Annotated in this window: 24 protein-coding genes; 8 read left to right on the top strand and 16 right to left on the bottom strand. The window is 63.4% G+C overall.

Going from position 1 to position 26788, the window contains the following annotated elements:
- Window positions 1-8: 8 nt before the first annotated feature.
- Together ccoO and ccoN are read right to left on the bottom strand one after the other, a co-directional pair.
- Complete coding sequence (gene ccoO / locus G7044_RS05795; RefSeq protein ID WP_166326862.1) at window positions 9-734, bottom strand: cytochrome-c oxidase, cbb3-type subunit II; 726 nt, start codon at window positions 732-734, stop codon at window positions 9-11.
- A gap of 12 nt (window positions 735-746) precedes the next feature.
- A complete protein-coding gene (ccoN, locus tag G7044_RS05800) occupies window positions 747-2351 on the bottom strand; it encodes a cytochrome-c oxidase, cbb3-type subunit I (protein WP_166327423.1) in 1605 nt (534 codons plus the stop codon).
- A 240-nt stretch (window positions 2352-2591) separates the two neighbouring features.
- Here ccoN and G7044_RS05805 point away from each other — a divergent pair, with 240 nt between their 5' ends.
- The gene (locus G7044_RS05805; protein WP_166326864.1) at window positions 2592-3428 is read left to right on the top strand and encodes a universal stress protein; all 837 of its coding nucleotides are present in this window, start codon (window positions 2592-2594) and stop codon (window positions 3426-3428) included.
- A 70-nt stretch (window positions 3429-3498) separates the two neighbouring features.
- On the opposite strand, the gene G7044_RS05810 is transcribed toward G7044_RS05805, so the two are convergent.
- From G7044_RS05810 to glyA, 3 genes are read right to left on the bottom strand one after another with little or no spacing between them, the layout of a single operon-like run.
- Window positions 3499-4863, bottom strand: a complete 1365-nt coding sequence (locus tag G7044_RS05810) for an aminotransferase (RefSeq protein WP_166326866.1) — start codon at window positions 4861-4863, stop codon at window positions 3499-3501.
- Between the two features lie 30 nt (window positions 4864-4893).
- Window positions 4894-5820 (bottom strand): DUF817 domain-containing protein, encoded by a 927-nt coding sequence (locus tag G7044_RS05815; protein WP_328803814.1) that lies wholly within the window; start codon window positions 5818-5820, stop codon window positions 4894-4896.
- Complete coding sequence (gene glyA / locus G7044_RS05820; RefSeq protein WP_166326868.1) at window positions 5817-7106, bottom strand: serine hydroxymethyltransferase; 1290 nt, start codon at window positions 7104-7106, stop codon at window positions 5817-5819. The genes G7044_RS05815 and glyA overlap by 4 nt, the downstream gene beginning before the upstream one ends.
- Window positions 7107-7264: 158 nt before the next feature.
- Between glyA and G7044_RS05825 the strand changes: the two genes are divergently transcribed.
- Window positions 7265-8020 carry an NAD kinase gene (locus G7044_RS05825; protein ID WP_207630171.1) on the top strand — a complete coding sequence of 252 codons (756 nt, stop codon included), beginning with the start codon at window positions 7265-7267 and terminating at the stop codon, window positions 8018-8020.
- A gap of 157 nt (window positions 8021-8177) precedes the next feature.
- Here the strand turns inward: G7044_RS05825 and G7044_RS05830 are convergent, their stop codons facing one another.
- The gene (locus tag G7044_RS05830) at window positions 8178-10307 is read right to left on the bottom strand and encodes a ComEC/Rec2 family competence protein (RefSeq protein WP_166326870.1); all 2130 of its coding nucleotides are present in this window, start codon (window positions 10305-10307) and stop codon (window positions 8178-8180) included.
- Window positions 10308-10419: 112 nt separating this feature from the next.
- On the opposite strand from G7044_RS05830, the gene gltX reads away from it, so the two are divergent.
- From gltX to G7044_RS05845, 3 genes are read left to right on the top strand one after another with little or no spacing between them, the layout of a single operon-like run.
- Window positions 10420-11802 carry a glutamate--tRNA ligase gene (gene gltX / locus G7044_RS05835; RefSeq protein ID WP_166326872.1) on the top strand — a complete coding sequence of 461 codons (1383 nt, stop codon included), beginning with the start codon at window positions 10420-10422 and terminating at the stop codon, window positions 11800-11802.
- A gap of 54 nt (window positions 11803-11856) precedes the next feature.
- Window positions 11857-13149 carry a citrate synthase gene (gene gltA / locus G7044_RS05840; RefSeq protein WP_166326874.1) on the top strand — a complete coding sequence of 431 codons (1293 nt, stop codon included), beginning with the start codon at window positions 11857-11859 and terminating at the stop codon, window positions 13147-13149.
- Entirely contained in the window at window positions 13127-13585 is a 459-nt protein-coding gene (locus G7044_RS05845; protein ID WP_166326876.1) for a DUF1284 domain-containing protein, read from the top strand. The genes gltA and G7044_RS05845 overlap by 23 nt, the downstream gene beginning before the upstream one ends.
- A 51-nt stretch (window positions 13586-13636) precedes the next feature.
- Here the strand turns inward: G7044_RS05845 and G7044_RS05850 are convergent, their stop codons facing one another.
- Window positions 13637-14194 (bottom strand): biotin transporter BioY, encoded by a 558-nt coding sequence (locus G7044_RS05850; protein ID WP_166326878.1) that lies wholly within the window; start codon window positions 14192-14194, stop codon window positions 13637-13639.
- Between the two features lie 113 nt (window positions 14195-14307).
- On the opposite strand from G7044_RS05850, the gene G7044_RS05855 reads away from it, so the two are divergent.
- Window positions 14308-14982, top strand: coding sequence for an SDR family NAD(P)-dependent oxidoreductase (locus G7044_RS05855; protein WP_166326880.1), 675 nt, complete (start codon window positions 14308-14310; stop codon window positions 14980-14982).
- Between the two features lie 51 nt (window positions 14983-15033).
- Here the strand turns inward: G7044_RS05855 and G7044_RS05860 are convergent, their stop codons facing one another.
- From G7044_RS05860 to G7044_RS05890, 7 genes are all read right to left on the bottom strand, one after another.
- Window positions 15034-15381 carry an H-type lectin domain-containing protein gene (locus tag G7044_RS05860; RefSeq protein WP_166326882.1) on the bottom strand — a complete coding sequence of 116 codons (348 nt, stop codon included), beginning with the start codon at window positions 15379-15381 and terminating at the stop codon, window positions 15034-15036.
- 92 nt (window positions 15382-15473) lie between these two features.
- On the bottom strand, window positions 15474-15926 hold the full coding sequence (gene atpC / locus G7044_RS05865; protein WP_166326884.1) for an ATP synthase F1 subunit epsilon: 453 nt from the start codon (window positions 15924-15926) through the stop codon (window positions 15474-15476).
- A gap of 9 nt (window positions 15927-15935) precedes the next feature.
- Window positions 15936-17369, bottom strand: a complete 1434-nt coding sequence (gene atpD / locus G7044_RS05870) for a F0F1 ATP synthase subunit beta (RefSeq protein ID WP_166326886.1) — start codon at window positions 17367-17369, stop codon at window positions 15936-15938.
- 18 nt (window positions 17370-17387) lie between these two features.
- Window positions 17388-18266 carry a F0F1 ATP synthase subunit gamma gene (locus G7044_RS05875; protein WP_166326888.1) on the bottom strand — a complete coding sequence of 293 codons (879 nt, stop codon included), beginning with the start codon at window positions 18264-18266 and terminating at the stop codon, window positions 17388-17390.
- 13 nt (window positions 18267-18279) lie between these two features.
- Entirely contained in the window at window positions 18280-19815 is a 1536-nt protein-coding gene (gene atpA / locus G7044_RS05880) for a F0F1 ATP synthase subunit alpha (RefSeq protein WP_166326890.1), read from the bottom strand.
- On the bottom strand, window positions 19815-20381 hold the full coding sequence (locus G7044_RS05885) for a F0F1 ATP synthase subunit delta (RefSeq protein ID WP_166326892.1): 567 nt from the start codon (window positions 20379-20381) through the stop codon (window positions 19815-19817). Before G7044_RS05885 ends, atpA begins: the two co-directional genes overlap by 1 nt.
- A 330-nt stretch (window positions 20382-20711) precedes the next feature.
- The gene (locus tag G7044_RS05890) at window positions 20712-21524 is read right to left on the bottom strand and encodes a methyltransferase domain-containing protein (RefSeq protein ID WP_166326894.1); all 813 of its coding nucleotides are present in this window, start codon (window positions 21522-21524) and stop codon (window positions 20712-20714) included.
- A gap of 83 nt (window positions 21525-21607) precedes the next feature.
- Here G7044_RS05890 and gloB point away from each other — a divergent pair, with 83 nt between their 5' ends.
- Window positions 21608-22351, top strand: coding sequence for a hydroxyacylglutathione hydrolase (gene gloB / locus G7044_RS05895; RefSeq protein WP_166326896.1), 744 nt, complete (start codon window positions 21608-21610; stop codon window positions 22349-22351).
- Window positions 22352-22540: 189 nt separating this feature from the next.
- On the top strand, window positions 22541-24859 hold the full coding sequence (gene clpA, locus G7044_RS05900; RefSeq protein WP_166326898.1) for an ATP-dependent Clp protease ATP-binding subunit ClpA: 2319 nt from the start codon (window positions 22541-22543) through the stop codon (window positions 24857-24859).
- Between the two features lie 573 nt (window positions 24860-25432).
- On the opposite strand, the gene hutF is transcribed toward clpA, so the two are convergent.
- Window positions 25433-26485 carry a formimidoylglutamate deiminase gene (gene hutF / locus G7044_RS05905; RefSeq protein ID WP_328803815.1) on the bottom strand — a complete coding sequence of 351 codons (1053 nt, stop codon included), beginning with the start codon at window positions 26483-26485 and terminating at the stop codon, window positions 25433-25435.
- Window positions 26427-26771 carry a hypothetical protein gene (locus G7044_RS18225; RefSeq protein ID WP_407947380.1) on the bottom strand — a complete coding sequence of 115 codons (345 nt, stop codon included), beginning with the start codon at window positions 26769-26771 and terminating at the stop codon, window positions 26427-26429. Before G7044_RS18225 ends, hutF begins: the two co-directional genes overlap by 59 nt.
- Window positions 26772-26788 lie beyond the last annotated feature (17 nt).

A 26788-nucleotide genomic window follows, 5' to 3' on the forward strand; every position in this document is an offset into this window, starting at 1 on the left:
TGCCCCCCTTAGCGGTTCGGATCCGGTTCGAAGGTCGAGAAGTCGACCATCGTACCGAGAACCTGAAGATAGGCGATCAGCGCATCCATTTCCGAAATGCCGGGCTGGCGGTCGAAATTGCGCTGCTGCGAACCGGGGTAACGCTCTTCCATCCCGGAGGCGTCGGCATCGGGATTGGCCTGCGCCAGGAAATCCTCGCGCGCGGCGGCTATCATGTCGTCGCTATAGGGCACCCCGACCATGCGATCGGTTTCGATCCGGTCGCTGATATATTCGCCAGTCAGCATCCGCCTTTCCAGAAAGCCGTAAGCGGGCATGATCGATTCCGGCACCACCGAACGCGGGTCGCGCAAGTGATCTAGGTGCCATTCGTCCGAATAGCGCGCGCCCACCCGGGCCAGATCCGGCCCGGTCCGTTTGGAGCCCCATTGGAACGGATGGTCATACATCGATTCCGCCGCCAGGCTGTAATGGCCGTAACGTTCGACCTCGTCGCGCATCGGGCGGATCATCTGACTGTGGCAGACATAGCAGCCTTCGCGGACATAGACGTCGCGGCCGGTCAGTTCGAGCGGCGTATAGGGGCGCATCCCTTCCACCTTCTCGATTGTGTTGTCGATGTAGAACAGCGGCGCGATTTCGACGATGCCGCCCACCGTCACCACCAGGAACGAGAAGACCAGCAACAGCGTGGCGTTCTTTTCGAGGATCTTGTGCTTTTCAAGAATACGCATCGACAGATCCCCTTATTCGGCCGGAATGGCGACAGTCGAGGGCTGCGCCTTCGGCTGCTTGGCCACCGTTGCCCACAGATTATAGGCCATGATCAGCGCACCGGTCAGATAGGCGGCCCCACCCAGGAAGCGGACGACGTTCATGGCGTATTTGGCGGCCACGGTGTCGGCGAAGGCGTTGACCAGGAAGCCCTGACTGTCGACCTCGCGCCACATCAGACCTTCCATGATGCCCGACACCCACATCGAGGCCGCGTAAAGAACCAGCCCGATGGTCGCCAGCCAGAAGTGCCAGCTGACCAGTGACAGACTGTAAAGCTGCTGACGCCCCCACAGACGCGGCACCAGATAGTAGAGCGCGCCAAAGGTGATCATGCCGTTCCAGCCGAGCGCGCCGGAATGCACGTGACCGATGGTCCAGTCGGTATAGTGGCTCAGCGAGTTGACGGCCTTGATCGACATCATCGGGCCTTCGAAAGTTGCCATGCCGTAGAAGCCCACCGCGACCACCATCATGCGGATGATCGGATCGGTGCGCAGCTTGTCCCAGGCGCCCGACAACGTCATCAGACCGTTGATCATGCCGCCCCAGCTTGGCATCCACAGGATGATCGAAAACACCATGCCCAGCGTCGTCGCCCAGTCGGGCAGCGCGGTGTAATGCAGGTGGTGGGGACCGGCCCAGATATAGAGAAAGATCAGCGCCCAGAAGTGGATGATGGACAGCTTATAGCTGTAGACGGGACGCTCTGCCTGCTTGGGGATGAAGTAATACATCATCCCCAGGAAGCCGGCTGTCAGAAAGAAGCCCACGGCGTTGTGGCCGTACCACCATTGCGTCATCGCATCCTGAACACCGGCGAAAAGCTGCACGGACTTCGAGCCGAAGATGCTGACCGGGATCGCCAGATTGTTGACGATATGCAGCATCGCGATGGTGACGATGAAGGACAGGTAGAACCAGTTCGCGACATAGATATGCGGCTCGCGTCGCTTCATGATCGTGCCCAGGAACACCAGCAGATAGGCGACCCAAACGGCGGTCAGCCACCAGTCAACATACCATTCCGGCTCGGCATATTCCTTGGACTGGGTGGCCCCGAAGATATAACCCGTTGCCGCCAGCACGATAAACAGCTGGTAACCCCAGAAGACGAACCACGCCAGGTTCCCGCCCCACAGTCGCGCGGCAGAGGTCCGCTGTACGACATAGAACGAGGTCGCGATCAGTGCGTTACCGCCAAAGGCAAAGATGACGGCCGAGGTGTGCAGGGGACGCAGCTTCCCGAAATTCGCATAGCCTTGCAGCGCATCCGAAAAATTCAGCGCCGGCCAGGCCAATTGCGCCGCGATCGACACACCGACCAGAAAGCCGACGACGCCCCAGACCACGGTCGCAATGACGCCCGCACGCACCACGCCATCCGCGTATTCGCCCTGATTGACGGCGGCCTGCGGCTCATCCGCGCGGCGCAGATAAAAGATGAAGAAGCTGGCCGCAAACAGCATCACGACCGCCATGTTGACCGTATAGGCCAGATCGCGCCCGTAATTCGCGGCAATCGCCGCGATTACCGCAGTCATACCTAGCACGATCAGCTTGATATAATCCGACATTATACCCTGTCCCTTGTTCGACACCCCGAAACCGCCCGAATCGCACAGGAGCGGCGCGGGCAAGGAGATCTCCACTGCTTGACTTCTAGCCGTCTCAGGATGTGCTATCCTTGATCTGCGTCAAATCATGAAACCGGACACAGGAATAAGTTTGTCGCGTAAAAACTGGTTGTCAGCGCCTCTTTGCGCGGCAACCGGCACCGCACAGGCGGAACACAGAAAGGCACAAAGGACCGCATCATGGGCTACAAGACGATACTGACGGTCATTTCGACGGAGGGGCAGCAGGGGCAGCTGGACGCCGCCATCGACATGGCCCGGCGCGAGGACGCACATCTGGAGGTGTTCTGCCTGGGCGTCGACCATTCCCAGACCGGCTATTACTATGCCGGCGCCTCGGCCTATGTGTTTCAGGAAAGCATCGACAAAGCCATGGCCTCGGCCGAGGCACTGGAGGCCGCGGCCCGTGCCCGGCTGGACCACGAAGATATTCGCTGGTCGGTCGAAAGCGCGGTGGCGCAGGTTGGCGGGCTGACGACGCTGATCGGGATGCGGGCGCGGTTTTCCGACCTGGTGGTGCTGACCCGACCCTACGGCGAGGACGCGCCACCAGATGGCGAGGCAGTGACCGAAGCCGCCCTGTTCGAGGGGGGCGCCCCGGTGCTGATCTCGCCCAATCGCGGACTGCCGGAAGGTTTCGGCAAGAAGGTCATGCTGGCCTGGAACCAGACCGAGGAAGCCATGACCGCTGTCCGCCGCGCCATGCCCTTCCTTGTCGCCGCCGAAAGCGTCGAAATCACCGTGGTCGATCCTTCACCCCATGGACCAGAGCGGTCGGATCCCGGCGGCGCGCTGTGCCAGATGCTGACCCGCCACGGCGTCAATGCCAACATCGCCGTGCTGGCCCGGACCATGCCGACCACCAGCGAGATCCTCGGCCATCGCGCCATCGAGATCGGCGCCGATCTGGTCGTCATGGGCGCCTACAGCCATTCCCGATTCCGCGAGGCGATCCTGGGCGGCACCACGCGCAGCATGCTGGGCAAGACCGGCCTGCCGATCCTGATGGCCCGTTAAGGTCGCGGCAAAGCAGAACGCCCCCGACCGCGCGGCCGGGGGCGTTTTCCATTCGTTGGCTGAAGGGCCGTCAGGCGACCTCGGCAAAGACCTTTTTCAGCGCCGTTTCCAGCTTTTCGAACATCTCGTCCATCTGCGGCTCTGTCAGGATGAAGGGCGGGCACAGCACGATGGACTGCCCCAGCGGCCGACAGATCAGCCCCATGTCGGTGCAGGTATTGGCGATGCGTTCGGACACTGACAGCTTGCCGTCGAAGGGGGTCTTGGTCGCCGGATCCAGACAGGCCTCCAGCGCCCACATATAGCCAACGCCGCGCAACTCGCCGATATTGTTCGAGCGGTCCATGATGTCGCGCAGACCCGCCTCCATCCGGGGCGACAGGCGCTTGACGTTATCGGCCAGACCTTCGTTCATCACCACGTCGATGGCCTTCAGCGCAATCGCGCAGCCGACCGGATGGCCTGAGGCAGTGAAACCATGGGGAAACTCCTCGATCGCCTCGACGGCGGCATCCATGCGATCTGACAGGTCAGGGCCAAGGATCACCGCACCCATCGGGAACAACCCCGCCGTCAGGTTCTTCGACGAGATGATGGCGTCCGGCACGAAGTCATAAGTCTGGCTGCCCCAGGTATTGCCGGTGCGCCCGAAACCGCAGATCACTTCATCCGCGATCAGCGGAATACCGTGTTTTTTCAGCACCGGCTGGATGGCTTGGAAATAGCCCTTCGACGGCGGAATGACCCCACCCGCGCCCATCACCGGCTCTGCAAAGAAGCCCGCGATGGTATCGGCACCCTCGCGCTGGATGGTATCGTCCAGTTCTTTCGCAAGCCGGGCGGTGAACTGTTCTTCCGTCTCGCCCTCGGCCCCGAAACGCCAGTAATGCGGGCAAGTCAGGTGGATGAAGCCGTCCATCGGCAGGCCGAAGACCTCGTTATAGGGCTTGCCGGTCATGGATGCCGACACGGCGGTCACACCGTGATAGGCGTTCCAGCGGGTCAGGATCTTGCGCTTTTGCGGTTTGCCTTCCGAACCGCCAAGGAACCACAGCATTTTCACCATGGTATCATTGGCTTCCGAACCGGAGTTCGTGTAAAAAACCTTGCCGCGTTCGAAGGGCGAGACCTCGACCAGTTTTTCCGACAGCATGACGGTCTGGTCGGACATGCGCCCGAAAAACGCGTGATAACCGGGGAAGCGGTCATACTGTGCCTTGGCCGCCGCGATCAGGCCGGGGTGATCGAAGCCCGCGACCATGTTCCACAGGCCCGAATTCGCATCCAGATATCGCTTGCCGTTGGTGTCGACGACGTAAGGCCCCTCACCATGTGTCAGGACCACAGTGCCGCGTTCATGCACGCTGGGCAGGTCGGTGAACCCATACATGGAGTATTCTTCGGCGCGCTGTTCCCAGCTTTGCGGTTGGACCATGGTCGTCTCCTATTGCGATCTGGCAGCAGGCTACCTGCGCCGCTTCGGCTCGGCAATGGGGCTGTCTTCGCCGGGGCGCCGCGCCCCGATGATGGCCCGAGGCGCGGCGATGCTGACGGTCACGAAGCTGACGAACAGCAGCAGATACCAGGACCCGATCTTTGACAGGCTGACCATTTGCGCCTCGGTCTGGCCTGCATAAAGCCAGGTGCCGGTGCTGGTGCCGATATTCTCGGCGATCCACAGAAACAGACTGGACAGGAAGGCCGCGACGACCAGCGGCATCCTGTACCAGCCGCGCGGGCGGAACCAGATCCAGCAGCGCCCGTAAACCAGCACGGTCGCCGCGAACAGGAACCAGCGAATGTCGGGCAGGAAATGATGGGCGAAGAAATTGACATAGATCGCCACCGCAAGCAGCACCGTCAGCCAGAACGGCGGATAGGGCACGAAACGCATGTCGAAGTTGCGGATTGCACGCGCCATGAACGACCCGACCGAGGCATACATGAAGCCCGAAAACAGCGGCACACCCTCCAGCCGGAATACGGCGGCTTCGGGATAGGTCCAGGATCCGGCGTAGGTCTTGAACAGCTCCATCGCGGTGCCGGTCAGGTGAAACAGGAGGATGACGCGAGCCTCGGCCCAGCTTTCCAACCGAAAGATCAGGAAAAGTGCCTGCACCGAGACCGCGAACAGAAACAGCGCGTCATAGCGGTTCAGCGCCCAGTCGGGCTGCCAGATCGCCTTGCTGAGGATGATCGCGATCAGCAGCAGGCCACCGAACAAGGCCGACCACCCCATTTTCAGCGTGAACATGACCAGATCGCGGGCGGGCTCGGGCAGACGCGCGCGCGCCCAATCCCCCAGCCGATGTTCCAGACGGCGGGTTGAACCCGCCGCCGGCTGTTGTTGTGGACCTCCCTGCCCCGAAGGGTCGGGGATCAGGTCGCTCACATCCCCTCGTAAAGCGGGAAACGCGCGCAAAGTGCGGCGACTTCGGCCTTCACCTTTTCCTCGACCTCGGCATTGCCTTCCTCGCCATTGGCGGCAAGGCCGTCGACGACTTCGACGATCCAGCGGGCGATCTGGCGAAATTCTTCTTCCTTGAAGCCGCGCGTAGTGCCCGCAGGCGCGCCAAGACGGATGCCCGAGGTCACAAACGGCTTTTCAGGATCAAACGGCACGCCGTTCTTGTTGCAGGTGACATGCGCACGGCCCAACGCTGCTTCGGCCGCCTTGCCGGTCACGCCTTTCGGGCGCAGGTCAGCCAGACACAGGTGGTTGTCGGTGCCGCCCGACACGATGTCGATGCCGCCCTTCATCAGCTCGTCCGCCATGGCGCGGGCGTTGGCCACGACCTGCGCGGCATAGTCGTTGAAGCTGGGATCGAGCGCTTCCTTGAAGGCAACCGCCTTGGCCGCGATCACGTGCATCAGCGGGCCGCCCTGAAGGCCCGGGAACACGGCCGAGTTGATCTTTTTCGCGATATCGGCGTCATTGGTCAGCACGATGCCGCCGCGCGGGCCACGCAGCGATTTATGCGTCGTCGTGGTCACCACATGTGCATGCGGCACCGGCGAGGGATGCTGCCCGCCCGCGACCAGCCCGGCGATATGGGCCATGTCGACCATCAGATAGGCGCCCACTTCATCAGCGATCTTGCGGAAGGCTTCCCAATCCCAGACGCGGCTATAGGCGGTGCCGCCTGCAAGAATCAGTTTCGGCTTATGTTCCAGCGCCTTGGCGCGAATATCTTCCATGTCGAGCAGCTGGTCCTGCGCCCGTACACCATAGCTGACGACATTGAACCACTTGCCCGACATGTTGACCGGCGATCCGTGGGTCAGGTGCCCGCCCGAGTTCAGGTCGAGCCCCATGAAGGTGTCGCCCGGTTGCAGCAGCGCCAGGAACACCGCCTGGTTCATCTGGCTGCCCGAGTTCGGCTGGACATTGGCAAAGCCGGCGCCGAACAGTTCCTTCGCGCGCTCAATGGCTAGGTTTTCTACGATATCGACGTATTGGCACCCGCCGTAATAACGCTTGCCCGGATAGCCTTCGGCATATTTGTTGGTCAGCACGCTGCCTTGTGCTTCCAGCACCGCGCGGCTGACGATGTTTTCGGATGCGATCAGCTCGATCTCGTCGCGCTGGCGGCCAAGTTCCTGGCCAATGGCGCGGGCGATGTCGGGATCGCGCGCGGTCAGGTCGGCGGTAAAGAACTCGCGGGTCTGGTCGGTCATGGGCTGTCTCCGGGGTCGGTACGGGATTGACGTTTCTTTAGCCGAGCCGAACGGCGGCATAAACCGCTAATCCGCCGATATGTTATATTGACGGCATAGGGGGTTGCCATCGGCGCGACCAGACGGAAATCTGGCCCGGTTGAGACAGGAAGGGCCAGATGTCCCCCAGATTTATGTTCGTCTCCAGCGAGACGCCCGTCGCGCAGGCATCGCTTGCACGACTGACGGCGCGCTACGGCCAGACCGGCCTGGCCGAGGCAGATGTGATCGTCGCACTTGGCGGTGACGGGCTGATGCTGACCACGCTGCACCGCAATACCGGGCTGCCCGTTTACGGGATGAACCGCGGCACGATCGGGTTCCTGATGAACGATTATCTGGAGGATGATCTGCCAGAGCGGGTTGCGGGGGCCGAACTGACGATGACCAACCCGCTGGCGATGGTTGCGGGCGGCCCGGACGGATCGGAACACCGGGCACTGGCGATCAACGAGGTCAGCCTGCTGCGCGCAGGCCCGCAGGCAGCAAAGTTGCGTATCTCGGTGAATGGCCGGGTACGGATGGAAGAACTGGTATGCGACGGCGCGCTTCTTTGCACGCCAGCGGGATCGACTGCCTATAACTACTCGGCCCACGGCCCGATCCTGCCAATGGGTTCGGACGTGCTGGCGCTGACCGCCATCGCCGCGTTCCGGCCCCGTCGCTGGCGGGGGGCGATCTTGCCGAAATCCGCCACGGTGCGCTTTGACGTTCTGGAACCCCAAAAACGTCCTGTCATGGCCGATGCCGATTCGCGCGGAGTCGATTCCGTGCACTGGGTCGAAATCCGCTCGGAACCCGCGATCGAGCACCGTATCCTTTTCGACGCCGGTCATGGCCTGGAAGAGCGACTGACCCGCGAACAGTTCGTCTGAGCGATCCGAGCCGGAACCGCCCGGCTTACCTGGCCACTTGCCAGTCGCGAATCCCGAATATGCCATCATGCGCTGACCCGGCTGGCCGAACGCCGCAACCGGCAACTGGCATGGCGCGGCCCTAGGCATCCCTAGTCCAGACGCAGCCGCCGTCTACCTAATATGCCCATGGGCGCGCGCCAGTGAGATCGTTCGCGCTACGAATATGCATCCCACGTTCGTCCCATTCCATGGCAATGGCGCCGCTGCGTCGTAGCGCCTGCATATCCAGCAAAAGGCATTCCCCTTGCTGCATCTCGACCGCTTGGTCGGTCACAATGATGCGGCCAGCCCTACAAGCCGCGGGCGCAATCTCGGCAGAGCCTTTACCCGTCAGGTGCAGCAATCCCCCCCCCGGAATGGGTGCCAAGCGCTGCTTCGCCCCGCCCTTCCAGCCGAGCCGGGCGGCCGCCTCGGCCTGGCTGGCAGCGTCGCCATCCTTTTCCAGCCATTCTCCGACGGTGAAGCTGCCTCCCTTTGGTTTGGACAGCACCCGGCCTGCGCCGGTCATGATCCCAACAGCGTCGCCCTGTGCCGATATCAGCACCTCAGGTCTTCCGGTCCCCAACCACAACGCCAGCGCCACCGCCAGCAGCCCCACCCCGGCGGAACTGCGCAAGTTGCGCCAGGCCGGTTGCCCGCTGCGCCAGCAAAGTGTCGCGATCACGGCCCCCGCCCCCAGCAGGGGCAGAACCAAAGGGCCAGGCTGGACGACATTGCTCACCGCCCCGTCCAGCCCGGCGATCCAGGCGCCCACCGCCAGCATCCAATGCACCCCTAGCCCCATCAGCCATAACGCGGGGCCATCCAGTCCGACAGGTGCCAGAACCGCCGCGATCGGCCCCATCGGCATGATCAGCACCCCTGTCACCGGCACCACCAAAACGTTGGCGAGCACGCCGTAATGCGCCATCCGGCTGAAATGGGCCGCCGCGATGGGCGAGGTTGCCATCCCTGCCACCACCGAGGACAGGACCAGCATGACAACGGGCCGAAGATACCAGGGAAGATGCGCGCCCAGCCGCAGCCAGGGGGGATAGATCACGATCAGCGCCACGGTAGCCGCGAAACTCATCTGGAAACCCGGCGTCAGCAGCGCCTCGGGGGCGAGCGCGAGGATGATTACCGCCGCAAGCGCCACCGTGCGCAGCGACAGCGCCCGACGATCAGCAAGAATCGCCCCCAGCATCACTGCGACCATCAGGAAAGCGCGTTCCGTCGCCACCCCGCCACCCGACAGCCACAGATAGGCGGCCGCCGCCACGATCCCGCCCATCGCCGCCAGCTTGTGTGCGGGCCATTCCGTGCCGCGCCTGCTGGCCGCCTGCCCTGCCACCACCATCAAACGCAAGGCGGCATAGACGAAGCCCGCCAGCATGCCCATGTGCAGCCCAGAGATTGAAATGATGTGAAACAGGTTCGAATCCCGCATCATCTGGTTGGTCGCCTCGGAAATGCCGCTGCGATCACCGGTCATCAACGCCGAGGCCACCGCCCCCGCCTGCCCGCCGATCCGGTCCTGCATCGCTGCGGAAAGCCGCATCCGCAAACGATGCAGACGCAGCACGCCGCCCGGTTCAGCGGGGGCGGCAACCATGACCGGATCGCGGGTATACCCGATGGCGCCGAGGCTTTGGAACCAGGCGGCGCGGCGGAAATCAAAGCCGCCCGGCTCTGCCGGTCCTGGTGGCGGTCCGAGATGGCCGGTCAGCATCACCCGCGTGCCGGGCGGCGGTGTATCAACCACGCCCGCGGGCAGGGAAAGCCGCACCTTCTGCGGCAGACGTTCGGGCGCCATTCGGTCCAGCCGCACCCGGTCCAGTGTCAGCCGGATCCGGTCACGGGCCGAGCGGTCTATCTCGATCACCCGCCCTTCGATCGGGCCGTAATAGCGGAAAGCCAGCACCGGCGCCTCAACCCGCCATGCGCGCAGACTGGTCAGCCCGAAACCCGTCGCGATCAGCATCAGGGCAAAGCCCGACATGCGCAGCGCCTCTGCCATGGACGAGGCCGGGCGCTGGTACCACAGCCCCACCCCGCAAAGCGCGGCAAGCACTGCCAGCGCGTTCGCAATCGTTCCAGGCTGCGCTGGCAGCGCAAACCAAAGCCCGATCCCGGTGGCAAGCCAGAACGGCACCCAAGGCATCAGTCCGGCACGTTCGGCCGCGCCCTCGGTCAGCGGCCGCGCGGCGCGCTTGCGCGACGCATGCCCCTTTTCATGCCCGACGGTGGCCGCATCCGACGCCATTCTTGTTTCTTCCCGGCCCCTTCGCTATCTCTGCGCGCAACCCTAGAACCAAACCCGTTGAGAAAGGGTTAATGGCGTCCTGCCGCCCCTTTGCCCAACCGAAAGGCCCGCCATGACCGACGCCGTCGTCACCCGTTTTGCCCCCTCGCCCACCGGATATCTGCATATCGGCGGCGCCCGTACGGCGCTGTTCAACTGGCTTTACGCGCGTGGCCGAGGTGGAAAATTCCTGCTGCGGATCGAGGATACCGACCGCGCCCGGTCCACCCCCGAAGCGACCGAGGCAATTCTGCAAGGCCTGCGCTGGCTGGGTCTGGACTGGGACGGCGAGCCGATCAGCCAGTTCGAACGTGCCGAACGCCACGCCGAAGTCGCACGCGAAATGCTGGAAAATGGGCATGCCTATCGCTGCTATGCCACGCAGGACGAAATCGCCGCCTGGCGCGGGGCCAACCCGAACCAACCCTTCCAGTCGCCCTGGCGCGACAGTGACGAGCAGAGGAATTCCCCTTACGCCGTCCGTCTGCGCGCGCCGCGTGAAGGCCAGACCGTCATCGCCGATGCTGTTCAGGGTGACGTGACGTTTCAGAACGCGCAACTGGACGACATGGTGCTGCTGCGCAGCGATGGGACGCCCACCTATATGCACGCGGTCGTCGTCGATGATCACGATATGGGCGTCACCCATATCATCCGTGGCGATGACCACCTGACCAATGCCGCGCGGCAGGCGCAGATCTATGACGCGATGGGATGGAAGCGCCCGGTTTTCGCCCATATTCCGCTGATCCACGGCACCGACGGCAAAAAGCTGTCAAAGCGTCACGGCGCAGTCGGCCTGCACGAATATGCAGCACTTGGATACCCGCCTGAGGCGATGCGGAATTATCTGGCGCGACTGGGTTGGGCGCATGGCGATGACGAGCTATTCACTGACGCCCAAGCCATTGAATGGTTTGACCTTTCAGGAATTGGACGCGCGCCTGCCCGGCTGGACTTCAAGAAGCTGGAACATGTATCCGGCTGGCATATCGGCCAGATGGAAGATGAGCATCTTCTGACAGAAATTGATACCTTCCTGGCAGCCAGCGGACAACCAGCACTGTCGGATGAACAGACCGCCCGCCTGCGCCCCATTCTTCCTGCCTTGAAAGAAAAGGCAAAAACGCTGCCCGGACTGCTGGAACAAGGCCATTTCGCGTTGATCCAGCGCCCCGTTTCGATGGACGAAAAAGCTGCCGGCATGTTGAACACGGTATCCCGTGGTATGCTGAAAGAATTGACTGCCGCGCTGCAGCATGCTAGCTGGTCGCGTGACGAGCTGGAGCAATCTGCGAAGACCGTCGCAGAGGCGCATGGACTTGGCCTCGGCAAGATTGCGGCTCCGTTGCGGGCTGCCTTGGCCGGGAAAACATCCACCCCCAGCGTGTTCGACATGATGCTTGCGCTTGGCCGCGACGAGGCACTGGCGCGGCTGGAAGATCAGGCGGGCTGAAACCCGTAACAATGCCGGGGCGCCATGCGCGCCGGCCCAAGGAAGGATCCAGGAATGGCTGACAAGAAACCCGCTATCCTCAACCTCGACGGCAGGGATATCGAACTTCCGGTGCTGACCCCGACCGCCGGGCCGGACTGTATCGACATTCGCAAGCTTTACGGCCAGGGCGACGTCTTCACCTATGACCCTGGCTTCACCTCGACCGCGTCCTGCGATTCGGCGATCACCTTCATCGACGGCGACAAAGGAGAGCTGTGGTATCGCGGCTATCCGATCGAGCAGCTGGCCCAGGATTCGCACTATCTTGAGGTCTGCTATCTGCTGCTTTACGGCGAGCTGCCCAGTGAAACCCAGTTGGTGGATTTCGAAAGCCGCGTGACCAATCACACCATGGTCCACGAGCAGATGCACAACTTCTTCCGCGGTTTCCGCCGCGACGCGCACCCGATGGCGACGATGGTTGGTGTCGTCGGTGCGATGTCGGCCTTCTATCACGATTCGACCGATATCAGCGATCCGTGGCAGCGCGAAGTCGCCTCGATCCGCCTGATCGCGAAACTGCCGACCATCGCCGCAATGGCCTATAAATACTCGATCGGGCAGCCGTTCGTGTATCCGAGTAACGAGCTGGATTACGCGTCGAACTTCCTGAACATGTGCTTCTCGGTTCCGGCGGCGAAATACTCTGTCGACCCGGCGCTGGCGAAGGCGATGGACCGCATCTTCACGCTGCATGCCGACCACGAACAGAACGCCTCGACCTCGACCGTGCGTCTGGCAGGTTCCTCGGGCGCGAATCCCTTTGCCTGCATCGCGGCGGGCATTGCCTGCCTGTGGGGGCCGGCGCATGGTGGCGCGAACCAGGCGGCGCTGGAAATGCTGCAGGAAATCGGCAGCGTCGACCGCATTCCGGAATATATCGCCCGCGCCAAAGACAAGAGCGATCCGTTCAAGCTGATGGGCTTCGGCCACCGGGTCTACAAGAACTTCGACCCGCGCGCGAAGGTGATGAAGCAGTCTGCCGACGAGGTGCTCGACCTGCTCGGCATCCAGAACAACCCGACGCTGCAGGTCGCCAAGGAACTGGAGCGGATCGCGTTGGAGGACGAATACTTCATCGAGAAGAAGCTTTATCCGAACGTCGATTTCTATTCCGGCATCATCCTGTCGGCGATGGGTTTCCCGACCTCGATGTTCACGCCGATCTTCGCGCTGTCGCGGACCGTGGGCTGGATCTCGCAGTGGAAGGAAATGATCGCCGATCCGCAGAACAAGATCGGTCGCCCGCGTCAGCTGTATGTCGGCGAAGGCAAGCGCGATTATGTCCCGGTTGCCAACCGCTGATCCGCAGAAACAAGTCAAGGCGGCCCCGAATTCCGGGGCCGTTTTGCTGCGCCCGCATCATGTCCTTTGTGCGATCGGATGGACCGGGCGCGGCTATTCGCCGGCATTCAGCGCCAATATGGATGCGGTGGTGGTCGGCCGGCTGCGCGCCGATCCCGAAACGCCGGTCGAATTTACAGGCACCGCCGACAGCGTCTGTGCGCCCTGCCCCCACCGGCGCGGGCTTGGCTGTGCCTCGGGCGAGAAGATCGCCGATCTGGACCGCAATCACGCGCAGGCGCTTGATATCCAGCCCGGCGACAAGATGAGCTGGGCAGAGGCCCAGGCTCGCGCCAAGCGGCTGCGTCCGGACGATCTGGACCGGATCTGTGCGCGCTGTCAGTGGCTTGAATATGGCATGTGCAAGGACGCGCTGCGTCGCCTGCGACAGGAATGAAAAACGCCGCCCCAAGGGGCGGCGTTCTGTATACTCGGGCTTCGGCTGCGCTTAGCGCTGCTCCAACGCCGTCCAGCCGCCCTTGATGGCCATTGCGGCCAGAACCGCCTTGACCAGGGCGCCCAGCAGGAAGGGCACCATGCCGACCATCGCGGCAGCTTGCCAGGCCATGCCGGTGACGGCTTTCAGCGCCAGGACGCCCGGCACGAACAGCAGCAGCGCCGGGATCAGCGCGGCCACGAACAGCTTGCCGAAGCCACGGTCCAGACCACGCTCGACCATAAAGCCGGTCAGCCATGCCATGCCAACGAAGCCCCACAGGAATCCGGCCGTCGGCCCCGTCAGGGGGCCCATGCCGGCCGAGAAATTCGCAAAGACCGGAAGGCCCATCGCCCCCTCGGCCAGATAGGCCAGGACCGTGGCCGCCCCAAGGCGCGAACCATAAGCCAGGCCAATCATCGACACGACCAGCGTCTGCAGCGTCATCGGCACCGGGAACATCGGCACCGAGACCTGCGCCGAGGCTGCCAGCAGCGCCGAACCGGCCAGCACCAGCATCGTGTTCATCAGGATCGAGCGGTTCGGAAACGCCGCTTGGGTAAGAGTCATCTTGCTGCCCTTCTAGGAATTTTTCTGTCTGCGCGATCTTGCCGCATTGGCCCGAAAAGTCAATCTGCGTGCCGTATCTTGCAGTCCTTCCGGCCCTGTGCGACAGCAACCCCATGGATCAGGAACACGCAAATTCGGGCGAGAAAGTCGCCCTTGTCACCGGAGCCTCGCGCGGGCTTGGCGCTGCCATGGCCGAAGCGCTTGGCGCGCGCGGTTATCATGTCGTTGCTGTCGCCCGTACCACCGGCGCGCTGGAAGAACTTGACGACCGCATCCGCACAGCCGGCGGCACCCCCGCCACACTGGCCCCGATGGACGTGATCGAGGCAGCGGCGATGATGCAGCTTGCCGGCGCCATTGCCCAACGCTGGGGTGGAATTGACGTCTGGGTGCATACCGCGATCCATGCCGCCCCGTTGACCCCCGCGGGCCATGTCGACGGAAAGGACTGGACGAAATCGCTGGCCGTCAACGCCACCGCGACCCAGAACCTGCTGGGCCTGCTGGAACCTCTGCTGCGCGCCCGTGACGGCGTCGCCATCATTCCTGCCGACCGACGCGCCGGGCAAAAATTCTTTGGCGCTTACGGGGCCAGCAAGGCCGCGCAGATGGCGCTTGTCGACAGCTGGCGCGCGGAATCGGAACGGCTTGGACCGCGGGTATTGACGCCCGAACCCGAACCCATGCCAACCGCAATCCGGGGCCGCTTCTTCCCCGGCGAGGATCGGGACAAACTCGCTTCCTGCGCAAGTCAGGCCGAGCGTATCCTGTCCGAGGCCGGGCTGTAACGCTGTAAACGTCTGAACGGCAGGACGCGGCGGCCCCGAAAGCGGCGCGCCCTAGACCTCCCAATCTTCCTCGAATGCGGTCGGGCCGATGGCCAGCCAATCCGCCCGAACGCGCGCAACGCGTGTGTCGCCCCAGGTGCGGAAGACGATGGTGAACCCGGCAGGCGTGATCTCGTCGGCGGCAATATCGACACGCTGATTGCTGCCGACATCGATATCCCACATCGACAGGCCCAGATGAACGACTGGCGCGGTTTCGAAAGCCACGCGAAAACTGACCGGATGGCGATGTTCGCGCGTGCCTTCGCTGGTCCACATCGGACCGCCATCTTCGAAGGCCGAGAACAACGTTTCGGATCCGCGCTGAACCCCGACCGCGTGATGGCTGAACCGCTTCATCTGCCCTCCCAACCCCGGCACACTAATCAAGTTCAGGAAAAAGAAAAGCCCCGGAAACCGGGGCTTTTCAAAGAATTATACCTTACAGACGCTTAGTCCGGGACGGTCGAGGAATTCGGGTCCAAGCCGATATGGGTGCCCAGGGCCTCCATATCCGCCAGCAGCTTGACGGCGGCAGCGACGACGCCAGCCGCGCCATGGGCTTCTTCCTTTGCCTCGGCGGACTTCTTCTTGCGTTGTGCGGCGCGCATCATCTCGTCAAAGACAGCCTGCGTCATGTCCTCGCGCTTGCGGCCGATTTCGGCCAGCAGCGACACCGAGTCGTTGTTAATCTCGGCGAAACCGCCCGAAATCGCGAACTGAGCCTCGGCCCCTTGCGCGTCGATCACCGTCACCAGGCCGGGGCGCAGGTTGACGATGGCGGGCGCATGGCCCGGCATCGCCGACAGATCGCCATCTTCGCCCGGCAGGCGCACCTCGCGCACGGGAACGGACATCAGGTTCCGCTCCGGTGCAACAAGGTCGAACTGCATCGTGTCGGCCATCTCGCCCCCTTACGCCGCTTCCGCGGCCAGTTTCGCGGCTTTGGCTTTCACGTCCTCGATCCCGCCGACCATGTAGAAGGCGGCTTCCGGCAGGTGATCGTATTCGCCATCCACCACGGCCTTGAAGGACTTGATGGTGTCTTCCAGCGGCACCTGAACCCCGTCCGAACCGGTGAAGACTTTCGCCACGTCGAAGGGCTGCGACAGGAAGCGCTGGATTTTCCGGGCACGGGCCACGGTCAGCTTGTCCTCTTCCGACAGTTCGTCCATGCCCAGAATGGCGATGATGTCCTGCAGCGACTTGTATTTCTGCAGGATACCCTGGACTTCACGGGCAACCGCGTAATGTTCTTCGCCGACGACGGCCGGGTCGAGGATCCGGCTGGAGCTGTCCAGCGGGTCAACGGCCGGGTAGATGCCCAGTTCCGAGATCGCACGCGACAGAACCGTCGTTGCGTCGAGGTGGGCGAAGGTCGTGGCCGGGGCCGGGTCGGTAAGGTCGTCGGCCGGAACGTAAACGGCCTGGATCGAGGTGATCGAGCCGTTCTTGGTCGAGGTGATGCGTTCCTGCATCGCGCCCATGTCGGTGGCCAGCGTCGGCTGATAGCCCACGGCCGAAGGAATGCGACCCAGCAGTGCCGACACCTCGGACCCCGCCTGCGTGAAGCGGAAGATGTTGTCGACGAAGAACAGAACGTCGGTGCCGGTGGCATCGCGGAACTGTTCGGCCAGCGTCAGACCGGTCAGCGCGACGCGCATCCGCGCCCCCGGAGGCTCGTTCATCTGACCGTAAACCAGCGCCACCTGCGATTCCGACAGGTTGTCCGGCTTGATAACGCCCGATTCCACCATCTCGTGATAGAGGTCGTTGCCTTCACGGGTCCGTTCACCAACGCCCGCGAACACCGAGTAACCCGAGTGCACTTTCGCGATGTTGTTGATCAGTTCCATGATCAGAACCGTCTTGCCCACGCCGGCGCCGCCGAACAGGCCGATCTTACCGCCCTTGGCGTAGGGGGCCAGCAGGTCGATGACCTTGATGCCGGTCACGAGGATTTCCGAGCTGGTCGCCTGCGACGCAAAGTCGGGGGCCGGCTGGTGGATGGCGCGGGTTTCAGTGACGTTCAGGGCCTCGCCCTCGTCCACCGGCTCACCCACGACGTTCAGGATGCGGCCCAGGGTCACATCGCCCACCGGCACCTGAATCGGCGCGCCCAGATCGGTCACGTCAGCGCCGCGGACCAGACCTTCGGTCGCGTCCATGGCAATGGTACGGACGGTGTTTTCACCCAGGTGCTGGGCAACTTCCAGCACAAGGCGCTTGCCGTTGTTGGTGGTTTCCAGCGCGTTCAGAATCGCCGGCAGGTGACCGTCGAACTGCACGTCGACCACGGCGCCGATGACCTGGGTAACCTTACCTTTTGCTTTGGCTTCTTCTGCCATGTTTCTACCCCTTTACGGTCAGAGCGCCTCGGCGCCCGAAATGATTTCGATGAGTTCCTTGGTGATCGCAGCCTGACGCGAACGGTTATATTCCGTCGTCAGCCGGTCGATCATGTCGCCCGCGTTGCGCGTGGCGTTGTCCATGGCGGTCATGCGCGCGCCCTGTTCCGACGCGGCGTTTTCCAGAAGCGCAGTGAAGATCTGCGTCGCCACTGCACGCGGCAGCAGATCTTGCAAGATCACTTCCTCGCCCGGTTCGTAATCGTATTCGGCCGAGACGCCTTCGGCGGCCTCGCCTTCTTCGATCACGGCGGGGATGATCTGGCGCGCGGTCGGCACCTGGCTGATCACCGATTCAAAGCGGTTATAGAACAGCGTCGCCACGTCGAAATTGCCGGTCTCGAAGCGCTCCAGCACTTCGTCGGCGATCTCGCGCGCGTTCTCATACGCGACCTGCTTCACGTCTGCCATATCGACGTGATGCACGAACAGGTTGCCATATTCGCGCTTCAGCTGTTCGCGGCCCTTCTTGCCGACGGTCAGGATGGTGACATCCTTGCCCTGTCCGCGCAGACGGTCCGCTTCCTGACGCGCAAGCCGCACGATGGTCGAGTTGAAGCCGCCGGCGAGACCCCGCTCCGAGGTCAGCACGACCAGCAACTGCCGCTTGTCGTCGCCAGTCCCCGCCAAAAGGCGGGGGGCGCTGTCAGAACCGGCGGCCTTGGTCGCCAGCCCCGCCATGACCGCATTCATGCGGTCGGCATAGGGCCGGGCAGCCTTGGCGGCTTCCTCGGCGCGGCGCAGCTTGGCGGCTGCCACCATCTGCATCGCCTTGGTGATCTTCCGCGTCGATTTGACGCTGTTGATCCGGTTTTTAAGATCCTTGAGGCTGGGCATCTATCCCTCCCCCTCAGGCGCGGGTTTTGTTGTAAGCGTCCAGAGCAGCTTTGATCGCGTCTTCCAGATCACCAGAGACCTTGCGGTCGTTCTTGGTCATGTCGTCCAGAAGGTCGGCTTTCTGGTTGCGCAGGAACTGGAGCAGACCCTGTTCCCATGCCACGACTTCACGGACCGGAACGTCATCGACATAGCCCTTGGTGCCGGCATAGATGACGATCACGATCTCGGCGTTGGTCAGCGGCTGGTATTGCGGCTGCTTCATCAGTTCGGTCAGGCGGGCGCCGCGGTTCAGCAGCTTTTGCGTGGCCGCGTCGAGGTCCGAACCGAACTGCGCGAAGGCCGCCATTTCGCGGTACTGCGCCAGTTCCAGCTTCACCGGACCGGCGACCGATTTCATCGCCTTGGTCTGTGCAGCCGAACCCACGCGCGACACCGACAGACCGGTGTTCACGGCCGGGCGGATGCCCTGGAAGAACAGGTCGGTCTCCAGGAAGATCTGGCCGTCGGTGATCGAGATCACGTTGGTCGGGATATAGGCCGACACGTCACCCGCCTGGGTTTCGATGATCGGCAGCGCGGTCAGCGAACCGCCACCGTAGTTCTCGTTCAGCTTCGCCGAACGCTCCAGCAGGCGCGAGTGCAGATAGAAGACGTCGCCCGGATAGGCTTCACGCCCCGGCGGACGGCGCAGCAGCAGCGACATCTGACGGTAGGCAACGGCCTGCTTCGACAGGTCGTCATAGATCATCAGTGCGTCCATGCCGTTGTCGCGGAAGTATTCGCCCATCGCGGTCGCCGAATAGGGCGCCAGGTACTGCATCGGCGCCGGGTCCGAAGCGGTCGCGGCGACAACGATCGAGTATTCCATCGCGCCGGTTTCTTCCAGCTTCTGCACCAGCTGCGCCACGGTCGAGCGCTTCTGCCCGATGGCGACATAGATGCAGTAGAGGGACTTCATGCCCTCGTCTTCGCGACCGTTATAGTTCTTCTGGTTCAGAATGGTGTCCAGAGCGATGGCGGTCTTGCCGGTCTGACGGTCACCGATGATCAGCTCGCGCTGACCGCGGCCAACCGGGATCATGGCGTCAACCGATTTCAGGCCGGTCGCCATCGGCTCGTGCACCGATTTGCGCGGCATGATGCCCGGCGCCTTCACGTCGGCGATGGCCTGGGTCACGTCCTGAAGCGGGCCCTTGCCGTCAATCGGGTTGCCAAGCGCGTCGACGACGCGGCCCAGCAGGCCCTTGCCGACCGGAACTTCCACGATGGCGCCGGTCCGCTTGACGGTGTCGCCTTCCTTGATCGAGCGGTCGTCGCCGAAAATCACGACGCCGACGTTGTCGGTTTCAAGGTTCAGAACCATGCCGCGGATACCGCCGGGGAATTCGACCATCTCGCCGGCCTGGACCTTGTCCAGACCATAGATGCGGGCAATCCCGTCACCGACCGACAGCACCTGGCCAACTTCGGCCACTTCGGCATCCTGACCGAAGTTCTTGATCTGATCCTTGAGGATCGCCGAAATTTCGGCAGCCTGGATTCCCATTATCCGACCTCTTTCATAGCATTCTGAAGGGAAGCGAGCTTGGATTTGATCGAGCTGTCGATCATCTGCGAGCCCAGCCTGACAATCATGCCGCCGATGAGGCTTTCATCGACGCGCGTGTTCAATTTGACCGTCTTGCCCGATTTCTCGGCCAGCGTGGCGGTCAGACGCTGTTTCTGTTCATCGCTCAGCGCGACGGCCGACACGACATCGGCGGTAACTTCGCCGCGGTCTTCGGCGATCAGTTCCTGCAGGCGCGCAGCCAGTTGCGGCAACGCGAACAGGCGGCGGTTCTGCGCCATCAGTGCCAGCGTATTGGCCAGCGGGGCCGAAAGCCCCATCTTGGCGGCAATCGCCTTGATCGCATCTTGCTGTTGCGTGCGGGAATAGATCGGCGAAGCGATCAGGTCGCGCAACGCATCGCTGGAATTCAGCGCGGCGATCAGATCGTCGATCTGGGTCGCAAGCTGGTCGACCTCTCCTGATTCCTTGACGATATCGAACAACGCCTGCGCATAGCGCCCGGCGATCGAGGCGGAAATCGAAGCGGAATTGGCCACGGTCATCCTTCCGGTTTGCGCGCAGCCCCGCCGGCAGGCCGTCCTTTCGGGGGGCGGTCGGTCGCGGGGCGCGCGGGTCTTTGGGGCTGGACCTCACCGGCCCGTTATCTCGGGTCGGTCTCTAGCAATTGTTTCGACCCCTCGCAACCGCCTTGAGCGGCGCTTTCGCAGGGTTTTTGCATGATCGGCGCCGCATCGCGCGCGTTCGCCTGCAAAGCTGGGGCAAAGCCACCTGTCCAGCCCGGTGATTCTTGCAGGGCAAGGTCCTGGCCACCAGGATCAACCGCGAAAATCGTCACAGCCCCTGCGACGCAAGGTCGCAGGGTGGGCGATGCTTCAGCCCTGCTCTGTACTCCGCCTGCCCTGTTTCATCCCCTGCCCCGCGCCTTCGGTGGCAGCGCCACGCGCCGGGCGCGGGCGGGCGATTCCTTCCAGCACATCCAACGGGCTGGGCACCGTAACGCGCCGTCCGGGACCAGCCGGCGCGGTCGTCTGCTTGGAAAATTCGGCCCAGATCACCCCCGCCACCAGCATCGAGGCGATCTTGCCCCCCATCTTTTCCCACCACATCGCACTGCGCAGCCAAAAGCGCCGGTCTGACGGCGGGATATAGATGGCGGCCCCGCTGCGCTCGGTTACGAAACCCGCGGCTTCGGCCTGACGTTCCAGCTGTCCTGCGGTATAGCTGCGGCCAAAGCCGAAGGGCGTGGTGTCGGTCCGCGCCCACAGCCCGGCGCGGTTCGGGACCATCGCCACCATCCGCCCACCCGGTCCCAACACGCGCCACGCCTCGGCCAGCAGGGCTGCGGGGTGGTCCGAGGTTTCCAGCCCGTGCAGCAGCACCAGACGGTCGGCACTGCCGGTTTCCAGCGGCCAAGCGGTTTCGTCACAAAGTACGCTGTGATTGGCCATCCCGGCCGGCCAGGCCATCACCCCCTGCGGCCCCGGCATCAACCCGGTCACCCGCCGCGCATGGCCCAGATAGGGCCGCAGCATCGGCACCGCAAAACCGTAACCCACCACGCTCATCCCGGTCACCGACACGGACGGCCAATTGCCGACCAGCCTGTCGCGCAGGATGCGCTGCGCCACCCGCCCCAACGCGCGGGTATAATAGAAACGGCGCAGGTCGATCACGTCATGGTGCATTGGTGCTTCGTCGTCCTTCCGGCCCGCGGGTTGCGGCGGCGAGCCTTGCGGTCCAGACTGCCCGCAAACGACAGGAGGTTGCAATGTCCGAAGCCGAGATCGTCACCATCCGCTGCCTGCAGGACAATTACGCCTATCTGCTGCATGCAAACGGCCGCACGGCGCTGTTCGATGCACCCGAGGCCGCACCGATCCTTGCCGCGCTGGCGGAGCGGGGTTGGACGCTGGACCAGATCCTGCTGACCCATCACCATGACGACCATATCCAGGCCGTCCCCGAGCTGGTCGCAGCCACCGGCGCCAAGGTGACCGGCGCCCGCGCCGATGCCCACCGCCTGCCGCCGCTGGACGTGGCCGTCGCGCCCGGCGAAACCACCGACGCCGCCGGGCTTTCGGCATCGGTCATCGACGTGTCAGGTCATACCGTCGGCCATATCGCCTTTCACCTGCCAGATGCTCGCGCCGCCTTCACGGGCGACAGCCTGATGGCAATCGGCTGCGGCCGCATCTTTGAAGGCGACGCCGCGATGATGTGGAACAGCCTGCAACGCCTCGATGCCCTGCCGGCCGAGACGCTGATCTGCTCGGGCCATGATTACTGCGCAGGAAACAGCGCCTTCGCTTTGTCGGTCGACCCTGAAAACGAGGACCTGCTGGAAAGGATGCGGACCACCGCCGCCGGCCCCCGCCCCTGCGCGCCCGCCACCTTGGCCGAGGAACGCCTGACCAACCCCTTCCTGCGCGCAGACGTGCTTGGCCCTTCGCTGGGCACCGATGACCCGGCCCACGCCTTCGCCACCCTGCGCGCGATGAAGGACCGGTTCTGACCCTGCCCAGCCTCCTTGAAACCTGTATCCGATGCGCCCAAATTGTGACCATGCCCGGAAGATTTCGACCCATCCGCGAAAAAGTGACTTGAATCGCGGCGAAATCCACCAATCCTTAAACTGATGATGACAGTCTGTGCAGGTGGGCATCTCGGCCCAAACCGCCGGACAGACTGACAGGAGACGCAAGTGCCCTCATTCACGACCTCGCTGGAACAAGCCATCCATGCCGCGCTCGCGCTTGCAAATGAACGCCGCCACGAACTGGCGACGCTGGAACATCTGCTGCTGGCGCTGACCGAAGAACCCGACGCCGTCCGCGTGATGCGCGCCTGCAATGTCGATCTGGCCGAACTGCGCCAGAGCCTTGTCGACTTCATCGACGACGACCTGTCGACGCTGATCACCGATGTTGACGGATCCGAAGCCGTACCCACGGCCGCCTTCCAGCGGGTGATCCAGCGCGCGGCGATCCATGTTCAGTCCTCGGGCCGGGCAGAGGTCACCGGCGCGAATGTGTTGGTCGCCATCTTCGCCGAACGCGAATCGCATGCCGCCTATTTCCTGCAGGAAATGGACATGACCCGCTATGACGCGGTGAATTTCATCGCCCATGGCGTCGCCAAGAACCCCGAATTCAACGAACAGCGCCCGGTGACCGGCGCCGAGCCCTCGCATGATGACGAGGGCGCGGCCCCCGCCCAGAAGGACGAAACCGCGCTGGATAAATACTGCGTCGACCTGAACGCCAAGGCGCTGGATGGCGATGTCGACCCGCTGATCGGCCGCGAGTCCGAGGTCGAGCGTTGCATCCAGGTCCTTTGCCGCCGCCGCAAGAACAACCCGCTGCTGGTGGGCGATCCCGGCGTCGGCAAGACCGCCATCGCCGAAGGCCTGGCCAAGAAGATCGTCGAGGGGCAAACCCCAGACGTGCTGGCAGGTGCCACCATCTTCTCGCTCGACATGGGCGCGCTGCTGGCCGGAACCCGCTATCGCGGCGATTTCGAAGAACGCCTGAAAGCCGTCGTTAAGGAGCTGGAGGCCCACCCCGACGCCATCCTGTTCATTGACGAAATTCACACCGTGATCGGCGCCGGCGCAACCTCGGGCGGGGCGATGGATGCCTCGAATCTGCTGAAGCCCGCGCTGTCGGGCGGCAAGCTGCGCTGCATGGGCTCGACCACCTACAAGGAGTTCCGCCAGCATTTCGAAAAAGACCGCGCGCTGTCGCGCCGGTTCCAGAAGATCGACGTGAACGAGCCTACGGTCCCGGATTCGATCAAGATCCTGATGGGACTGAAGCCGCATTTCGAAGCCCATCACGACCTGCGCTATACCAATGACGCGATCAAGGCGGCGGTGGAACTGGCGGCGCGTTACATCAACGACCGCAAGCTGCCCGATTCGGCCATCGACGTGATCGACGAAGCCGGGGCGGCGCAGCATCTGGTCGCAGAATCGAAGCGTCGCAAGACCATCTCGCCCAAGGAGATCGAGGCCGTGGTTGCCAAGATCGCCCGCATCCCGCCGAAGAATGTCAGCAAGGACGATGCCGAGGTTCTGCGCGATCTGGACCGCTCGCTGAAGCGCGTGGTCTTCGGGCAGGACGCGGCCATCGACGCGCTGTCCTCGGCAATCAAGCTGGCCCGTGCGGGTCTGCGCGAACCCGAAAAGCCTATCGGCAACTATCTGTTCGCGGGTCCGACCGGCGTCGGCAAGACCGAGGTGGCAAAGCAACTGGCCGACACCTTGGGCGTGGAACTGCTGCGCTTTGACATGTCCGAATACATGGAAAAGCACGCCGTAAGCCGGCTGATCGGCGCTCCTCCGGGCTATGTCGGCTTCGATCAGGGCGGTCTGCTGACCGACGGCGTCGACCAACACCCTCATTGCGTGCTGTTGCTGGATGAAATCGAAAAGGCGCACCCGGATGTCTACAACATCCTGCTGCAGGTGATGGATCACGGCAAGCTGACCGACCATAACGGCCGGACAGTGGATTTCCGCAATGTCGTGCTGATCATGACCTCAAACGCGGGTGCCTCGGATCAGGCCAAGGCGGCGATCGGCTTTGGCCGCGACCGGCGCGAGGGCGAGGATACCGCCGCGATTGAGCGGACCTTCACGCCCGAGTTCCGCAACCGGCTGGACGCGGTCATCAGCTTTGCGCCGCTGTCACGCGATGTGATCGTGCAGGTGGTGGAGAAATTCATCCTGCAGCTTGAGGCTCAGTTGATGGACCGCAACGTCCATATCGAACTGACCTCCGACGCGGCAAACTGGCTGGCGGAAAAGGGTTACGACGACAAGATGGGCGCCCGCCCGCTTGGTCGGGTGATCCAGGAAAGCATCAAGAAGCCGCTGGCAGAGGAGTTGCTGTTCGGACGTCTGACCAAGGGCGGCGTGGTGAAGGTGCGGATCGAAGACGACAAGCCCGTCTTCGACATCACCGGCCCCGAAGCACCGCGTCTGGGCAAGGCAAAGCCACCGCTGCTGACTGCGGATTGATCCGGTCCGGCGGGGAAGCACGGCCTGACGCCGGATGCGGAACCGCCGCAAACCAACCATCTAGCGGGCGTCGTATGCGCTATACCGAAAACCCCCGGCGAGTTTTCCTCGCCGGGGGTTTTCGGTATAGCGACAATGTTGGCCGAGAAGCAGATCGCTTGCCGCCTATCCGACGCTGTGCGTTTCGGTCAAACTGTTCCGGTCCACGCCGTCAGCGCACCAAATCAGAACAGGCAGGAGCCCCGGCAGGCTGAAAACCTGGATGGCCCATCCAACCATCCGGCGCGGCAGGCCCGAAAATGGCCCTGCCGCAGCATATAGAGGGTTTTGTCCCCATTCGGAATTGTGGCCGTCTGTGCTAGAATTCCGTCGCGATGTGTTCGCGCAGTCGGCATTGCGCGGCGCGGAATTGACGATGCAGGGGTGCCGAATGTCCCGCTATCGCATTACATCGAGTTGAACTGACGCATCCCGTCATAACGTGCGGCCCGTAACCGCAGATTACGGCAGATCAGCTTCGGCTGTGCCACCGTTGGACGTTGCGCCAAGGCCACAACTGGGCGACCAGCGAACCTAGGCCAATGTGCGTTTCAGGACGGCAGAAAATCGCGGCGCGATCTGGTCACGCAGGCTGTGGCGTCCGGCCTTCACCACATGCGCACCGGCAGCCCAGACATCGGCAACCTTGACATCGCGCCCGAAGATCCAGCGGTCCAGAAGCGTCGCGCCCGCGCCGTCCAGCTCTGCCCCGTCGCGCAGGGTGACCAGATCCGCCATCGCCCCGGCGGCGATCCGGCCCGGCTCGGCATCAAGGGCCTGCGTGCCACCTGCCAACGCCGCGCCGAAGATCCGCATCCCGGTAGAGCCGCCCTCCTCTGCCAGCACATTTCGCGCACGAAGCGTCAGCCGCTGGCCATATTCCAGCACCCGCAGCTCTTCCGCAGCGTCGATGCGCACGTTCGAATCGGTGCCGATCGCCATTTTGCCGTCCTCTTCCAAAAAAGCCTCTGCCGGAAACAGCCCGTCACCCAAATTCGCCTCGGTCACCGGACACAGGCCGGCCACCGCACCCGAGGCGGCGACGGCCCGCCGCTCTGCTTCGGTCAAGTGGGTGGCGCGGATCAGGCACCAGCCTGCGTCGACGGGCAAGTTATCCAGCAACCATGCGACGGGACGCTGACCGGTGAAGGCCAGGCAATCCTCAACCTCCTTCACCTGCTCGGCGATATGGATATGCACGGCGCGGCCCGGCAGCGAATGGGTCAGAAGGCGCAGTTCATCGGCACTGACCGCGCGCAACGAATGGGGCGCATAGCCGACTCGGTCCTGAAGGCGCGTCAGGCGGGCATCGCAGGCCCAGATCAGGTTCAGGAAGAAGTCGATATCGTGAAGAATGCGCCGCTGGCCCGCGCCCGAAGGCTGCGGGCCAAAACCGCCATGGGCATAGAAGAGGGGCAGATGGGTCAGCGCGATACCGGTGACTTCAGCGGCGGCAGGGATGCGGTGCGACAGCTCTGCCGGGTCGGCATAGCGCGCCCCGTCGCGGTCGTGATGCAGGTAATGGAACTCACCCGCGCGGGTAAACCCGGCCTCCAGCATCTCGATATAGGCCATTTCGGCCAGCACCTGCATATCTTCGGGTGAGACGGTCAGCGCAAAGCTGATACGTCATCTCGCGCCATGTCCAGAAGCTTTCGCGCCCTGCACCGCGGGTTTCGGTCAGGCCGGAAAATCCGCGTTGAAAGGCGTGGCTGTGAACGTTCGGCATTCTTGGCACCAGACAATCCGCCCGCATGTCGCCCGGGCAAGGCGTCACGCCGACCTCGACCCTGGCGATGCGGCCCGCGTCAGGCGGAACCCGCACATCCCGCCGCCATCCTTCTGGCAACAATGCCTGCCTAGCATGGATCATCTCGCCCCCCCTGCATG

The sequence above is a fragment of the Paracoccus xiamenensis genome (genome assembly GCF_011308835.1).
GTDB lineage: Bacteria > Pseudomonadota > Alphaproteobacteria > Rhodobacterales > Rhodobacteraceae > Paracoccus > Paracoccus xiamenensis.